This window comes from Nocardia glycosmidis (assembly GCF_052545115.1).
Genome location: NZ_JBQWRH010000022.1, coordinates 39194 through 55159 on the forward strand (window position 1 = coordinate 39194; position 15966 = coordinate 55159).

The 15966-nt window shown below is 67.1% G+C and carries 14 protein-coding genes; 10 read left to right on the forward strand and 4 right to left on the reverse strand.

Annotation, left to right across the window (positions count from 1 at the left end):
- Positions 1–56 precede the first annotated feature (56 nt).
- Both ACT86A_RS23785 and ACT86A_RS23790 read left to right on the forward strand, forming a co-directional pair.
- A complete protein-coding gene (locus ACT86A_RS23785) occupies positions 57–1202 on the forward strand; it encodes a LuxR C-terminal-related transcriptional regulator (protein WP_445094417.1) in 1146 nt (381 codons plus the stop codon).
- Positions 1199–2164 (forward strand): helix-turn-helix transcriptional regulator, encoded by a 966-nt coding sequence (locus ACT86A_RS23790; protein WP_445094418.1) that lies wholly within the window; start codon positions 1199–1201, stop codon positions 2162–2164. Before ACT86A_RS23785 ends, ACT86A_RS23790 begins: the two co-directional genes overlap by 4 nt.
- On the opposite strand, the gene ACT86A_RS23795 is transcribed toward ACT86A_RS23790, so the two are convergent.
- Positions 2139–2459, reverse strand: coding sequence for a 2Fe-2S iron-sulfur cluster-binding protein (locus ACT86A_RS23795; protein ID WP_445094419.1), 321 nt, complete (start codon positions 2457–2459; stop codon positions 2139–2141). The two genes, ACT86A_RS23790 and ACT86A_RS23795, sit on opposite strands and share 26 nt — an antisense overlap.
- 255 nt (positions 2460–2714) lie before the next feature.
- Between ACT86A_RS23795 and ACT86A_RS23800 the strand changes: the two genes are divergently transcribed.
- The 6 genes from ACT86A_RS23800 to ACT86A_RS23825 all read left to right on the forward strand — a co-directional run bounded on the left by ACT86A_RS23800 (position 2715) and on the right by ACT86A_RS23825 (position 10887).
- Positions 2715–4037, forward strand: coding sequence for a cytochrome P450 (locus ACT86A_RS23800; protein ID WP_445094420.1), 1323 nt, complete (start codon positions 2715–2717; stop codon positions 4035–4037).
- A gap of 5 nt (positions 4038–4042) precedes the next feature.
- Positions 4043–5326 carry an NAD(P)/FAD-dependent oxidoreductase gene (locus ACT86A_RS23805; protein WP_445094421.1) on the forward strand — a complete coding sequence of 428 codons (1284 nt, stop codon included), beginning with the start codon at positions 4043–4045 and terminating at the stop codon, positions 5324–5326.
- Positions 5327–5328: 2 nt separating this feature from the next.
- Positions 5329–6432 (forward strand): NAD(P)-dependent alcohol dehydrogenase, encoded by a 1104-nt coding sequence (locus ACT86A_RS23810; RefSeq protein WP_445094422.1) that lies wholly within the window; start codon positions 5329–5331, stop codon positions 6430–6432.
- A 32-nt stretch (positions 6433–6464) separates the two neighbouring features.
- Entirely contained in the window at positions 6465–7904 is a 1440-nt protein-coding gene (locus tag ACT86A_RS23815; protein WP_445094423.1) for an aldehyde dehydrogenase, read from the forward strand.
- Between the two features lie 212 nt (positions 7905–8116).
- On the forward strand, positions 8117–9097 hold the full coding sequence (locus ACT86A_RS23820; RefSeq protein ID WP_445094424.1) for a quinone oxidoreductase family protein: 981 nt from the start codon (positions 8117–8119) through the stop codon (positions 9095–9097).
- Between the two features lie 140 nt (positions 9098–9237).
- Positions 9238–10887 (forward strand): AMP-binding protein, encoded by a 1650-nt coding sequence (locus tag ACT86A_RS23825; protein WP_445094425.1) that lies wholly within the window; start codon positions 9238–9240, stop codon positions 10885–10887.
- Positions 10888–10976: 89 nt separating this feature from the next.
- On the opposite strand, the gene ACT86A_RS23830 is transcribed toward ACT86A_RS23825, so the two are convergent.
- Positions 10977–11393 (reverse strand): MaoC/PaaZ C-terminal domain-containing protein, encoded by a 417-nt coding sequence (locus tag ACT86A_RS23830; RefSeq protein WP_445094426.1) that lies wholly within the window; start codon positions 11391–11393, stop codon positions 10977–10979.
- Positions 11378–11842, reverse strand: a complete 465-nt coding sequence (locus ACT86A_RS23835; protein WP_445094427.1) for an FAS1-like dehydratase domain-containing protein — start codon at positions 11840–11842, stop codon at positions 11378–11380. The genes ACT86A_RS23830 and ACT86A_RS23835 overlap by 16 nt, the downstream gene beginning before the upstream one ends.
- Before the next feature lie 77 nt (positions 11843–11919).
- Here ACT86A_RS23835 and ACT86A_RS23840 point away from each other — a divergent pair, with 77 nt between their 5' ends.
- Positions 11920–13095, forward strand: a complete 1176-nt coding sequence (locus ACT86A_RS23840) for an acyl-CoA dehydrogenase family protein (RefSeq protein ID WP_445094428.1) — start codon at positions 11920–11922, stop codon at positions 13093–13095.
- Positions 13096–13097: 2 nt separating this feature from the next.
- Positions 13098–15038, forward strand: a complete 1941-nt coding sequence (locus ACT86A_RS23845; protein WP_445094429.1) for an AMP-binding protein — start codon at positions 13098–13100, stop codon at positions 15036–15038.
- A 47-nt stretch (positions 15039–15085) separates the two neighbouring features.
- Here the strand turns inward: ACT86A_RS23845 and ACT86A_RS23850 are convergent, their stop codons facing one another.
- Positions 15086–15805, reverse strand: a complete 720-nt coding sequence (locus ACT86A_RS23850; protein WP_445094468.1) for a FadR/GntR family transcriptional regulator — start codon at positions 15803–15805, stop codon at positions 15086–15088.
- Between the last annotated feature and the right edge of the window lie 161 nt (positions 15806–15966).

A 15966-nucleotide genomic window follows, 5' to 3' on the forward strand; every position in this document is an offset into this window, starting at 1 on the left:
TGTGTGGCGACGACGAACCCGCAGCACATGGGGTCCATCGGTTCGAGGAGTTATCAGTGGTTCCGCACAGCTTTCCGGGCGATGCCGCCCACGTCGCAGAACACGCGCTTGCCCAGCTGCGGGAGCTGATCGGTCCAGATCCGGAACTGTTGCGCCTGCAAGAGCGCTACCCCAGTCTTTCGCTGGCGCGCGGTTACCTGACCCGGGTACTGCGCGCCGGGCTGGCGGTGCCCGAGCACACCGCCGAGGTCGCCATGATCCTCGCTTCGGTCGACGTCGCCATCCGGGCAGACCTCACCCGGCGGATGCGCGTGCACGCACAGCATGTCAGCGGACTGACCCGGGCGGTGCGCGCCATCAGCGGCGCGGGCGGCGCGCTGCTGCCCGACGTGGTCACGCGCGAACTGTGCACCGCGGTCGGGTACAGCAAAGCGATGTTCTCCCTGATCTCGGGCTCCTCGTGGTCGCCGATGTCGGTGTCGGTAAATCCCGAACTGGGCGATGGCTTCCACGAACTGATCGCGGCGGTCGACGGTCATCGGATCTCGCTGCGCGACGCGCCGCGCGAAGCCGAGCTGGTGCGCAAGCGCCGTTCCTTTGCGGTCAGCCCGGCGGAGATCCACCGCCACACCTACCGGCCGCTGCTCGACCTGAGCAGATCCGCGGCCTATCTGGCGGTGCCTGTCGTGGTCGGCGAGCGCGCGGTGGGCATCGTCCACGTCGACCGCCAGGACAGCGATCTGTCCGACGCGGACTTCCATCTCGTCGGCGCGCTCGCCGAAGTTTGCGCGCTGGCGACGGAATCGCAGGCGCTGCGCGGCCGGATCGCCGAGCAGAATCAGCGCACCGAGGCCGAACTGCAGCGACTGGCCCGCTCCCTGCGCGACCTCGAGGAGTCCGAGGTCACCCTGGGCGAGGTCACCCTGGGCGAGGTCACCGCACCTGGCAGCCCGCCCGTGCGGATCGACGGTGACCCGGACAGCACGGCGCACCCGGCGCCGCTGAGCCCACGCGAACGCGACGTGCTGGCCTTGATGGCGACCGGCGCGACCAACGCGGCCATCTCACGGCGTCTGTGCATTTCCGACGGTACGGTGAAATCGCACGCACAACAGATCTTCAAGAAGCTCAATGTGGCGACCCGCGCCGAAGCGGCCGCGTGGCACGCCGGGCGGCGACTGCCGGACAGGATACCGGCGTGATCGGCGGCGATTCTCCCGGGCCACTGGAGACCGAACAGGATCTGGATCGGACAATCGCCGACACCATGGCCGCGATGCGCAACGCGTCGGGACCGCGACTCGTCGAACTCGGCGCTCGGATGGTCGATCTGCTCGAACTGCGGGATAAGCAGCGCGACAGCGCGAGAGACGAACTGCGCCACGCCATGTTCCAGCTCGAACAGATTGTGCGGACGCTCGGCGATGCGTCCTCCAGCGACGAGCTCATGCGGCGCGCCTGCCGGGGATTCGCCGATCTGTGCCGATCCGAGCGCGTCGTGCTGTGCACGCTTGCGGGCCCCCAGGCGATTCCCGTCATGGTCTATGACGCCGCGGATGCCGACCGGCGGGAACTGCCACCCGCGCTCGACATCACTCCTGGATCGGCCGAGGCACGGGCGCTGGCCGGACAACCGCAGTTCGACGCCGAACCGGTCGCTACCCTGCGCACGGCGTTCCCTGGTGGCTGCGCGATCCTGCCCGTCGCCATCGACGCGAAACCGGCAGGGATGCTGTACATAGCCGGGTCTATCACGGCGGCGCTGCATGATTCGGTCACCATGCTGGCCGAGGTGCTCGGCGTCTGCTTCGCCCGGCTCGGGCTGGCGACACGTCGCACCAGACAGGTGAACCTCTTGCGAACCAGCACCCGGTCATGGGCCGAAGATATCGAAACCCCCTCGCGCACTGAACTTTCCACCACGCCGGCGCACGCCGGGCCACCCCTGGTGGAACCGCTTACCGACCGCGAGATCGACGTGCTGCGCCTGATTCTGACCGGCGCGTCCAATTCGGTGATCGCGGAAGAACTCGTCATCACGATCGACACGGTGAAATCTCACGTCAAACGCGTGCTGCGCAAGCTGGGCGCCGGCAACCGCGCGGAATTGATCGCCCAGTACGACCACGCGCACCTCGCTAACCTCCGGACTGTGCGACCGTGACTTCGACGATGCCCATCTCGGCCCGCACGATCAGCTGACAGGCGAGGCGCGAGCCGGGACTCGCGCCCTCGAGATATTCGAGCAGATCCCGCTCCTCCATCGACGGTTCACCGAAGCACTGCGCGGCATCCTCGCCCAGATAGACGTGGCAGGTCGCGCATGAGCAGCTGCCGCCGCACTCGGCGATGATGCCCGGCAGGTTGTTGCGGACCGATCCGTCCATCACCGACTGTCCGGCGGGCACCTCGACGACGCTGTTCGAACCGTCGGGCAGGTGGTAGACGACGGTGGGCATGGTGGCCTCCTTCACGACTGGATTACCGAAGTGGTCCCAGTGTCGGCGGGCCGGTCGCCACCACACATCCCCACGACGGTCGATCGGCGTCTGTCCTCGGAGTGACACCATCCCCGGATTTCCCCCTGGCAGCAGACCCCTATCCCCCATCGGTGTGATGTGGCTCACCCCATCCGCTGCGACGCTGGGTGCACTCCCAGCTCAGTGCAGCAACCACCCGGACGACGCGGTCCGAAAACGTAACGAGGAGAGACGATGAGCACCACGGAACAGTCCACGGAGTTGATTCCGGAGACCATCGCCCGGCAGATCGTGCTTCCCGAGGGCCACCGTGACAATGACGCGCTCTTCGCCGCATACGCTTGGCTGCGCGACCACAATCCGCTGGGGCGCGCCGTCGTAGACGGCTACGACCCGCTGTGGCTGGTCACCAAGTACGCCGACATCATGGAGATCGAACGCCAGCCCGAGATCTTCACCAGCGCCGGCGGCGAATACAAGGGGTCGGTCAATCCGATCCTGGCCAATCAGGCCGGTGACGCCTTCACCAAGAGCATCAACAATGGCAGCCTGCGGATTCTGGAGACCCTGACCTATCTGGATCCGCCGGAGCACACCGCGATCAAAGACATTGCGCTGGACTGGTTCCGGCCGCAGAACCTGGCCAAATGGGAAACCGTGATTCGCGATATCGCGCGAGCGTCGGTGGCCCGGCTGCTGGCCACCGACGGCAAGGTCGACTTCGTCAAGGATTTCGCACTGCAGTACCCGCTGCACGTGATCATGAGCCTGTTCGGCGTCCCGGAATCCGACGAGCCGCGGATGATGGCGCTGACTCAGGAGTTCTTCGGCAGCGCCGACCCCGACGCCGCCCGCGCGGACGTGGCGCCGCTGAGCCCCGACGCCGCCGCCCAGCAGTGGGTCGCCACTATCCAGGACTTCTACGCGTATTTCGAAGCGCTGCTCCAGGATCGGCGCGCCAATCCACGCGAAGATCTGGCCACCGTCATCGCGATGGGCCGTGATCCGAACGGCGAGTTCTACCCGAACGAGATGTATTATGGCTACTTCATCGCCATTGCGACGGCGGGTCACGACACCACCTCCAGCACGCTCGCGGGCGGCATGCTCGAACTCGGGCGTGACCCGGAGCAATTGGCGCGGGTGCGCGGTGATCTGTCGCTGGTCCCGCATCTGGTCAACGAATCGCTGCGCTGGGCCTCGCCGGTGAAGCACTTCATGCGCACAGCGACACAGGAGTACACCCTGCGCGGCCGCGAGGTCCACGCGGGCGATCGCTTCATGCTGCTGTACCAGTCCGGCAACCGGGACGCCGAGGCCAACCCGAATCCGGACAGCTTCGATCCGCAGCGCCGCCCGAACAAGCACATCGCCTTCGGGTACGGGCCACACATGTGCATCGGCCAGCATCTGGCAAAGCTGGAGTTGCGCATCATGTTCGAAGAGCTGCTCCCCCATATCGAGTCGCTGACCGCGACCGGGAATACCAAGTTCATTCAGACCAACTTCGTCGGTGGGCTCAAGAACATGCCGGTGTCGATCGAATTCCGCCGGTAGTCACCGTGGACGCGACGCATCCGGCACACAATGTGGTGATCGTCGGCGCGGGGCAGGCCGGCGGCACGCTCGCCGGCCTGCTCCGGCAGCAGAAGTTCGCCGGACGCATGGTGCTGTGCGCAGCGGAACCGGTGCCGCCGTACCACCGGCCGCCGCTGTCGAAGAAGTTCGGCGCCGAGGACTTCCTCCAATGGTTGCGGCCCGAATCCTTCTACCGCGACAACGACATCGAGCTTCGGCTCGATGATCCGGTCACCCGAGTCAACCGCCTGGCCCGCACCGTTTCGACGGCGTCGGGGGCGGACTTTCCGTATGCCTACTTGGTGCTCGCGACCGGTGCGTCACCGCGCACGCTGCCGGTTGCGGGTAACGACCTGCAGGGCGTCCTGGGACTGCGTACTCTCACGGACGCGCGCGTGCTGCGCGAATCCGTGCTTGCCGGAGCACGTTTGGCCATTGTCGGCGGCGGATACGTCGGGCTGGAAGTCGCCGCCGCCGCACGCGCGCACGGCTGCTCGGTCACCGTGATCGAACGCGAGGACCGGGTGCTGGCACGGGTCGCGAGCCCCGAGTTGTCCCGCATCCTCACCGAGTTCCACACCGCCCGCGGCACCCGGATCATCGCCGGGGCCGAGGTGGCCGAGCTGCTGGGCGCCGCCGGGCGGATTCGCGGGGTCCGATTGACCGACACCACCGAAATCGACTGCGACCTCGTCGTCGTCGGCATCGGGGCGATCCCCGCGGACGGACTCGCGCGGGCGGCCGACATCCACTGCAGGTCCGGCATCGTGGTCGACGAGCTGGCCCGCACCAGCGATCCGCATATCCTCGCGATCGGCGATGTGACCCAACGGCTGCACGCCACGCTGGGCAGGCTCGTCCGGTTGGAAAGCATCCCCAGCGCCGTCGAGCAGGCCAAGCAGGCGGCCGCCGTCATCATGGGCACGCCGGTACCCGCGCACGAGGTGCCGTGGTTCTGGTCGGATCAGTTCGATCTCAAAATGAAGATGGCCGGCATCTATGACCCGGCCACCGCGGCCGTGCTGCGCGGCGACCCGGATACCGGTGCCTTCTCGCTCTTCCACCTCACCCCGGAGGGCGTGGCCTTATCGGTCGAAACAGTCAATGCCGCAGCCGATTTCATGGCGGGCAAGAAATTCATCGGCACTCGGGCGCAGCTGGACCGCGGCGCGCTGGCCGACCCGGGTACCGCCCTGCGCGATGTCGCGCTGGACGGCCCCTCCACGCCGGTCGCCGCAGGCGCCCGGCCGCACACCCGAAGGATCTGATCATGGAAATATTGGCCGCGGTGGCACGAGCGCCACAGACCGAATTCACCCTCGAAACCCTCACCATCGACCAACCGCGAGCCGGTGAAGTCCTGGTGCGCATCGAAGCGGTCGGCATCTGTCACACCGATATCGCCACCCGCGACGGCGCGATCCCGGTGGCGCTGCCCGCTGTGCTGGGTCACGAAGGTTGCGGAGTTGTCGAGGCGGTCGGCCCGGGCGTCACCAAGGTCGCCGCCGGTGATCGCGTGGGCATTACGTTCGCCAGTTGCGGGGCCTGCCCCGCCTGCACGGCCGATACCCCGTCCTACTGCCATCACTTCATGCGCCTGAACTACTCCGGGGCGCGGGCCGACGGCACCGGGCCGCTGTCCGCCGCCGGGGAGCCGGTGACCGGGCTGTTCTTCGGGCAGTCGTCATTCGCGACCCACAGCCTGGCGCTGGAACGCAATGTGGTGCGGGTGCCCGACGATGTGCCCGCCGAACTCATCGCCCCGATCGGCTGCGGCATCCAGACCGGCGCGGGAGCGGTACTGCGGTCACTGGACTGCCGCCCCGGTTCGGCGCTGCTCGTCGCGGGTGCGGGTTCGGTCGGACTGTCCGCGGTCATGGCCGCGGCAGTGCGCGAGTGCGCCACCATCATTGCCGTCGAACCGCACGCTTCGCGCCGCGCGCTGGCCCTCGAGCTCGGCGCCACCCACGTCGTGGATCCGAGCGACGGCCCGGTCGAGGAACAGGTCCGGGCCATCGTCGCGGCCGGTGTCGACTACGCGATCGACACCTCCGGCCTGCCCGCCGTGATCGCGAGCCTCATCGCATCGATGACCTTTCACGGCAAGCTCGGATTGATCGGCGTTCCCGCCGATCCCAATGCCGGCCTCCCGCTGAGCATTCTCGACGCGCTGGTTCTCGGCATCACCGTCGCCGGAATCGTCGAAGGCGACAGCGCTCCCGACAGTTTCATGCCCGAACTGATCGAGCTCTATCGGTCCGGACGATTCCCGATCGACAAGCTGGTGACCACCTTTCCCTTCGCCAAGATCAATGACGCCATCGCGGCGCAGCACCGCGGTGAGGTCCTCAAGCCCGTGCTCGTGCACGACTGAACGAATCCGAATCACCGAGAAAGACAAGACCCATGACGATCGACTACCACGAGCTGTATGTGGGCGGCGGCTGGTCGCGCCCCGCCAGCAATGCGATCATCCCAGTGATCTCCCCCACGACCGAGGAACGGATCGGTTCGGTGCCCGAAGGCACGGAGGCCGATGTCGACAGCGCCGTCGCCGCCGCCCGTGCCGCCTTCGACGATCCGAGCGGCTGGGCCACCTGGGAATCCGCCCGTCGTGGCGATGTGCTGCGGACCTTCGCCGATGAATTGCAGTCGCGCGCCGAGGAAACCGCGCAGCGGGTCAGCAGCCAGAACGGCATGCCGATCACGGTTGCCCGGCAGTTCGAGGGCGGATTCCCATCGCTGGTGCTGCGCTACTACAGCGAGTTGGTCGCAGCGCAACGCGACGATATACGGCCGGGCATGATCGGCGGATCAACTGTGGTCACCAAGACGCCGGTCGGCGTGGTGGGCGCGATCGTGCCCTGGAATGTGCCGCAGGCCATCACCTTCCTGAAGATCGCGCCCGCCCTCGCGGCGGGCTGCACGGTGGTGCTCAAGCCCGCGCCGGAGACGGTGCTCGACGCCTTTCTGATGGCCGAGGCAGCGAGCGCGGCCGGACTCCCGCCGGGCGTGCTCAACGTGGTGCCCGGCGGCCGGGAAGTCGGCGCGCACCTGGTCGGTCATCCGGGCGTCGACAAGATCTCCTTCACCGGATCCACCACTGCCGGACGCGATATCGCGCGTACCTGTGGCGAGTTGCTGCGCCCGGTCACCCTGGAACTCGGCGGCAAGTCCGCGGCCGTCGTGCTCGATGACGCGCGGCTGTCAGAAAATCTCGAATCATTTTTCGCCGCAACGCTTCTGAACAATGGACAGATCTGCTGGCTCGGCACGCGCGTGCTCGCGCCCCGGTCCCGGTACGCCGAAATCGTCGACACGATCACCGCCCTGGCCAAAGGCGTCGTGGTGGGCGACCCGCTGTCAGAGAAGACCCAGATGGGCCCGCTGGTGTCGGAACGCCAGCGCAACCGCGTCGAGGGGTACATCGAGAAGGGCCGCTCCGACGGCGGTCGGCTCACCACCGGTGGCGGGCGACCCGCCGATCGCGGCTGGTTCGTCGAGCCGACCGTCTTCGCCGACGTCGACCCGGGTCACACCATTGCCCGTGAGGAGATCTTCGGTCCTGTGCTGTCGGTGATCCCCTACGCCGACGAGGCCGAGGCCGTGGCGATCGCCAATTACTCGGATTACGGTCTGGGCGGTTCGGTCTGGACCTCCGATCCCGAGCGCGGCGCGCGCTTCGCGCGCCGGATCGCCACCGGGACCGTCGGTGTCAACGGGTACGTCAACGACCCGACCGCGCCATTCGGCGGCATCAAGTCCAGTGGTATGGGCCGCGAATTGGGCCCGGAGGGTTTGAGCGGCTATCAGTACTCGAAGAGCATCTACCTGGACGTCAGGTAGCTCCGCGGCGGCTGATCCACACCGCCATTTACCCTGACCAGCCGCCTTCCCCGTGCAGCATTCGAACGCAGCGGAATTCATGATCAGCGAGCAGCTTCATGCACTGTGGCCGCAGAACATTTGCGGTCTGACCTCGTCGCTCGAATAGCGAGCACTTCCGCCGCACCAGTCTCGGCAAATAACGCCAAATGGTAAGACCGATAGGAGATGCCGTGCAGGCGGTGGTACTCGACGAGTTCGGCGGACCCGATGTGCTGCGGCTGCGCTCGATGCCGGATCCCGCTGCCGAACCAGGGTGGATCACGGTGCAGCTCGAGGCCGCCGCGCTCAACTGGCACGATGCGCCGGTTCGCCGGGGCGCCTACGGCTCCCCGCTCCCGCATGTGCTCGGCGCGGACGGCGCGGGAATTCGCGCCGATACCGGCGAGGGCGTGGTCATCCTGCCGTCGCTGCGCTGGGGCGCGGACGAATCGGCTCCGGGGCCGGATTGGCAGATCCTCGGCGACTATGAGCGCGGCACGTATGCCGAATTGGTTCGCGTGCCTATCGAATGCGTCGCACCGAAACCGGCGAACCTCACCTGGGCGCAGTCGGCCGCGCTGCCCCTGGTGGGCTTGACGGTGTATCGCGGGCTGTTCACCAGGGGTCGCCTGCGCGCCGGTGAGAACCTGCTGGTGCTGGGCGCGGGTGGCGGTGTCGCGACGATGGCGGTGCAGCTCGCCGCGGCGGTGGGCGCCACAGTGACGGTGACCTCCTCCTCGGAAGCCAAGATCGCGCAGGCGGTATCGCTGGGCGCCATCGGCGGCGTGCTGTACACGGATCCGGGATGGCCCGAGGCGGCCCGCGAATTATGCCCGGGTGCACGGGGTTTCGATCTCGTCTTGGATTCGGTGGGCACCTGGGCACAGGCACTGTCCGCACTGCGCCCGGGCGGCCGGCTCGTGGTGCTGGGCGCGACCCGCGGCGAGACCGCGGTGTTGGACATCCGGCCTTACTACTTCGGCCAGTACGAGCTGATCGGGACCACGATGGGCAGTCCACGCGATTTCGCGGGTCTGCTGCATCTGCTCGACACCCACGACGTGGCCCCCGCGCCGATCAGCGCCGTCTACCCGCTCGACCAGGCCCGGGCGGCCCACGAATTCCTCGAAGCCGGACACGGTTTCGGCAAGGTCGTGCTCAGCATCGACTGAGTCCTGTTTTTCCGAAGGGACGCGCTGATCCGCGTGCGTCTCGGAGCGCAGCAGATTATCGACCATATGGTCTGACCATTGCACCATAATTTCGAATGCTGGCATCGCCCCCGTCCAGCTGCTCCAGAAGGGCCCTCCCCATGACGATCGCCACGGTGACCGACCGTTTCTCGGAAGCGGAAATCCGGCACTTCTACGCCACCGGGCAGTGGCACACCGAGAACCTGTTCGACGTCCTCGAGGCCCAGGCGGCGGCGAATCCCGATCGAGCCTTCGTCATCGACGACGTCTGCTCACTCACCTTCGCCGAACTGCGGCGGCGCGCGCTGCGCCTGGCGGTGGGGCTGAAGCGCCGCGGCATCGGGTGTGGCGACCGAGTGTCGGCCCAGGTTCCGAACTGGGCGGAATTCGCGATCATCGCGGTGGCGCTGTCGCGGATCGGCGCGATCCTGGTGCCGATCATGCCGATCTATCGCCGCGACGAGGTCGGCTACGTGCTGGCCAATGCCGGTGTCCGGCTCGCCATCTGTCCCGAGAGCTTCAAGAAGTTCGACTATCCCGCCATGTACCAGCAGCTGCGCGGCGAACTGCCCGCACTCCAGGACGTCGTGGCGTTGCGCGGTACCGACACCCCGGAGAATGTCCTGCGCTTCGAGTCGCTGCTGGCGGATATCGAGCCGGCCGAGGCCGCAGCCGAACTCGGCCCGGACTCCGGGCCCGACGAGCCGTTTGTCATCGTGTATACCAGCGGCACCACGTCCCGGCCGAAGGGCTGCGTGCACACCTTCAATACCTATGCGTGCACGTCCCGGCTACTGGCGAAGGCCATCGCCTACACCGCCGAGGACGTCCAGTTCGGCCCCTCTCCCATCACTCATTCGACGGGCCTGGTCACCAGCGTCATCATGCCGCTGCTCTATGGCGCTTCGACGTACCTGATGGAGGCGTGGGAGCCCGAGCGCGGCATCGACCAGATCCGCAAGCGCGGCTGCACCGCGGTCGTCTGCGCCACCGCATTCCTCCAAATGATCATGGAGGCATACGATCCCGGCACCGATGACATCGCAAGTATGCGTGCGTGGGTTTGCGCGGGCTCACCGATCCCGGGCAGCATCGTCGAACGGGCGACCGAACTCTTCCCGGACATGCGCATCCTGAGCCTGTACGGGCGCTCGGAGAATCTCACCACCACCGTGTGCGCCGTCGAGGACGACCCGCAGCGGTCGGTCACCTCCGACGGCCGCGCCCTGCCGCTGCAATCGGTCAAGATCGTGGACGAGTTGGGTGGCGAGGTGCCGCGCGGACAGGAGGGCGATATCGCCTTCAAGGGCGCGACACACATGCTCGAATACCTGGGCCGGCCCGAGGAAACGGTCGCGCTGTTCACTCCGGACGGCTACTCGCGATCCGGCGATCTCGGGTTCATGGACGCCGAGGGCTACGTGCGAGTCACCGGGCGCACCAAAGACATTGTCATCCGAGGCGGTCTCAATATCAGCGTCCGCGAGATCGAGGACCTGCTCACCGCGCATTCCGGAGTGCACGGCGTAGCAGTGGTCGGCATGCCCGATCCGCGACTGGGCGAAGCGGTTTGCTGCTACCTGGTCCCAGCCGATCCGGCGGCGCCGCCCACGCTGGAGGAGATCAAGAAGTATCTCTTGGATGCGGGCCTGGCCATCCAGAAGGTCCCGCAGCGCCTGGAAATCGTCGACGAACTTCCGATGACGGCCACCGGCAAGGTTCAGAAGCACATTCTGCGCGCCCGGATCGCCGCGCAGCTGAAGGCGTGACGTCCGCCGAACCAGGCCGTCGACGTTGCCCGAAATGGGCGGTGACCGCGACCCGGTCACCGCCCATTTTCGCTGGCCCGGCACCAGGTTCAGCCGTCCACGACAACCGTCGCCCGACCCAGCACGGCAGCGCTGCCATCGCCCTTGGCGGCCGTCAGCTCGATCGTTGCCAGCCGCTCGGCCCCCTGCTGCCGGATCACGGTGACCTTTCCCCCGAGCGTCAGTACATCGCCTACGAATACCGGTGCGATGAAACGGATCTCATACTCACGCACGTGCTCGACGCCGACCCAGTCCGAGAGCCAGCCCGCCAGCATTCCCGCCTGCAGCTGACCCATGGACACGATCGCGGGGAACCCCGCGGCCGCTACAAAGCCGGGATCATGGTGCAAGGGATTGAAATCGCCCCCCGCCCCGGCGAAACGCACCACGTCGGTCAAGGTCAACGGCCCTACGGTCCGGTCCGGATGCGCGTGTCCCACCTGCGCTCTCACCGGGGGTCGCACGCGTCGGTTCCTCGCTCGATCAGCACTTCGCGGACCGTCAGCACCCTATCGCCCGCCGCGTCCCGATAGTCGGTCTCGAGTGTGACGACCCGCATCGTGCCGCCGCGCTTACCTTCCCGGGGCTCGTCGCCGACCACCCGCCGGATACCCCGCAGCGCATCGCCTGCCGCCAACGGCCGCAGGTACGTCCACTTCACCGAGCCCACCACGATCCGGCTCAGTGCCAGGCCCAGCTTCGCCACGAAACCAGCCTGGTCGCGGTAATGCCCGGCGACCACGCTGTGCGTGAGCGTGGCGGGAATGCGCTCGAAACCCGCCGCGGCGGCGGCCTCCGGGTCGCGGTGCACCGCGCTCTCGGTCCGGGTCGCACGGCTGAATTCACCGATCTTGCCGCGTTCGACCTCGTATTCCACCTGGTCGACGATCGCACCGAGCGTCGTCTCCGCCATCTTCCCGCCCTCCCGTCTTCGTTCTATATTTGGACTGACCTATAGTATTATTGCACCGTATTTGAGGAGATCCAACGATGAACCTTGCCGATTCCCCAGCTGAGGCGCAGTTCCGTGGGGAAGTCCGACACTGGCTGGCGCAGTCGCTGTCCACCCTCCCTTGGCCGGAACCCGCCGATCTGGTCGGGAAGGTGCCGTTCTGGCGGCAATGGCAAAAGCTGTTGTTCGAAGCCGGGTACGCCGGGCAGTCCTGGCCGAAAGAATTCGGCGGGCAGGGCGCGGACGCGATCCGGCGGGCCATTTTCACCGAAGAACTCGATCGCGCCGGCGCACCCGAACGCCTGAACACCATCGGTGAGGACTTCGCCGGGCCGACCATCATCGACTTCGGCACCGAGGCGCAGAAACAACGCTTTCTGCGCCCGATCCTCACCGGCGAGGAGATCTGGTGCCAGCTGTTCTCCGAGCCCGAGGCCGGTTCCGATCTGGCCTCGCTGCGTACCAAAGCCACCGAGGTCCAGGGCGGGTGGCGGATCAACGGCCAGAAGATCTGGACCAGCCGGGCGCATATCGCCGCGCACGCGATCCTGTTGGCCCGCACCGGCGGCGGGCCGCGGCACCGCGGCATCACCTTCTTCCTGCTGCCGATGGACAGCCCCGGTGTCCGGGTCCGGCCGCTGCCGCACATGCTCGGTGAGCCCGAATTCAACGAAGTCTTCCTCGATGACGTCTTCATTCCCGACGACCTGGTGGTCGGCGAGGTGGACGGCGGTTGGACGGTCGCGATGGGCACGCTCGCTTATGAACGCGTCGCGATCGCCACCGGCCGGGTCAATACGAAGCGCGCGGTCGACGAGTTGATCGCCGATATCGCGGGGATGACCGACGACACCGGAAAACCCTTGGGGCAGAGCCCAACCGTGCGTCAAAAGGTCGCCGACCTCTACGGCCGCGCACTGGTGCACTACCTGATCGGCCAGCGCGTGATCGCCCTCGCGGCCGCCGAAGGCCCGCCCGGGCCGGTGACCTCGATCGGCAAGCTGTATTTCTGCCCGCTGGTCGAGGATCTCAGCGACTTCCGGCTCTCGCTCGAGCCCCTCGGCGGGCAACTCGCGGCCGAGGACGAGCGACAGCACGCGGCGCAGTGGCTACGGCTGGCGTACCAGGCCCGCGGCACGGCGATCGCGGGGGGCTCGACCTTCATCCAGCGCAATATCGTCGCCGAGCGCATGCTCGAAATGCCGAGGAGCTGACCGTGACCGACTATGCCTGGCTGCCGACACCCGAGTACATCGACACCGCGAATGTCACCAGGTTGGCGCGCGACCATGGGCTGGCAACGCTTTCGGAATTGCGGGCGCGTTCGGTGGCGGATGTCTCGTGGTACTGGGACGCGGTCGTGCGTGATCTCGGGCTGCCCTTCCGCGAGCCGTACACCGAGGTACTCGATACGTCCAAAGGCATCGAGCACCCCGACTGGTTCGTCGGGGGCAGGCTCAATATCGTCGACGCCTGCCTCGAGCGTTGGGTGCGCGACGCCGACGCTGCCGATCGGCTCGCCGTCGTCCATGAATCCGAGGACGGGTCCGTGCGGAGCATGACCTATCGGGAGTTGGCGGCGGCCGTCGTCGCGTGCGCAGCCGGGTTGCGTGCGCTCGGCGTGCGCAAGGGCGACACGGTCGCCGTCTACCTGCCGATGATTCCGGAAGCGGCGGTCGCGGTGTACGCGATCGCGCACCTGGGAGCCGTTCTGGTTCCGCTGTTTTCGGGCTTCGCCGCGAACGCGATCGCCGCACGCGTCCAGGACGCCGGTGCGAAGGTGATCATCACCGCCGACGGGACCATCCGCCGCGGCAAGAAGATCGCCATGAAGCCTGCCCTGGATGAGGCGTTGAAATCCTGTCCGTCGGTGAACCGAGTCGTGGTCGTCGACAACACGGGTGAACCGATCCTCCCGGGCGCACACGAGACCGCGTGGCTTGACCTGCTCGCGGCCGTCGCATCCCCGATGACCAGCGAATCCCTCGACGCCACGCAGCCGCTGCTGCTGGCCTACACCTCGGGTACCACTGGCAAGCCCAAGGGCGCGGTGCACACGCACGCCGGATTCCTGGTGAAGACAGCGAGCGAGGTCGCGTACTCGTTCGACCTGAGACCCGGCGGAATCTTCTGCTGGATCACCGATATGGGCTGGATCATGGGTCCGCTGTCCATCATCGGGACCCACGCCAACGGCGGCACCCTGATGCTCTACGAGGGTTCTCCCGACGTTCCCGACCTGAACCGCCTGTGGCACCTGACGGCGCGGCACCAGGTCACTATGCTCGGCGTCTCCCCCACCCTGATCCGTACGTTGCGGACCAGTGCGGCGACGACTGTGGACAACATCGATCTGTCCTCGGTACGCACACTCGGCTCGACGGGTGAACCGTGGGATCCGGACTCCTACGATTGGCTCGCTCGGGACGTCTTCGGCGGACACATCCCGGTTATCAACTTCTCTGGCGGCACGGAGGTAGGCGGCTCCTTCCTCGCGCCTTACCCGGTCGAGCCCATCCGCAGTTGCTCACTGGGCGGACCGTCGCTCGGCATGGATGTCGACGTGGTCGACCACACCGGCGCACCGGTCCGCGGTGAACCCGGCGAACTCGTGTGCCGCCAGCCATGGCCCTCGATGACCCGCGGCATCTGGAAGGACGAACAGCGCTACCTCGAGGCGTACTGGTCCACCTTCCCCGGAATGTGGCGCCACGGCGACTACGCGGTGGTGGACGCCGACGGGCAGTGGTATATCCGCGGCCGCTCGGACGACGTGATGAACGTGGCGGGCAAGCGGCTCGCGTCGGCGGAGGTCGAAGCGGCGATGGCCACCCACCCGGCGGTGTCGGAGGCGGCGGCGATCGGCGTACCCGATCCGAAGAAGGGCGAAACCGTGTGGGCATTCTGGGTCGCGCGACCAGGGAACACTACCGACATCTCGGCGGAACTGGCGCAGCTCGTCGCCGACGAACTGGGGAAGCCGTTCGCGCCCAGCGCCGTTCACCAGGTGTCGGCACTGCCCAAGACACGCTCGGCCAAGATCATGCGCCGCGCTATCCGAGCCGCGGCCTTGGGCACTGATCCGGGAGACCTGTCCGGCGCCGAGAACCCCGAGTCACTCGACGAGGTTCGCACCGTGGTCGGTGGCCGACAGTGAGCGCGACAGCCTATCCGTGTCTCGCACCGTCGGTGCGGGACACGGCGCTACGCATCCCCGTCGAGCGGGATCTCGGTGCGCTTCTCGAATTCGAGGACGGCCTTGGCGTAGTTGTGCACGTGCCGGGTCATGCGCCGCACGGCAGCGTCGGGATCACGGTCTCGGATCGCCCGCGTCACCGATCGGTGGGCACGCAAAGTCGTGGCGCGCACCTCCTCGTCGACAAAGCCCTCATTGGCGGTGGCAGTGTAGATCGCGCGCGACAGCGCGATCATCAGTCCGGTCAGCAGTTCGTTGTGGCTGGCTTGCGACACCCCGATATGCCAGTCGACATTCGCCTGCAGGAACTTGTCCAGATCTGCGCCCGCGTCGGCGATGGCATCGTTGGCGGCACCCAGCGCGACCAGGTCGGCGTCGGTGCGGTTGAGCGCGGCCAGCCGCGCGCAAAAGGGCTCTATCGCCTCGCGGGTCTCCAGCAGGGCGGCGAGACGGATCCGCTGGCCGCGAATGAGCAGCGCCACCGAGTCGGCCATCGACTGCTCGCCCGGCCGCCGCACAAAGGCCCCGCCATTGCGCCCCGCCTTGATGCGGACGAAGCCCTGGACCTCGAGGATTCGCAGAGCTTCCCGCACCGTGGTACGGCTCATGCGCGTCTGGATGACGAGTTCCCGCTCGGGCGGCAGCGGCGTATTGTCCTCGAATTCGCCACTGAGGATGCGTTCGCGTAATTCGGTGGCCAGCACGTCCGACGCTTTCGGGACCGCCATCGGCTGCAGCTGAATGGCGGAGCGCCGGTTGCTCGTATCCCCGCTGGCCGCGGCCTTCGGCATCACATGCCCCACTCTCTGGTCTAAGGGTCAGACCTCAATATAACATCCATCCCTTTTTTCACCCGGGCTGCGCAGAGCGTAGTTCAGGTCACGATCGA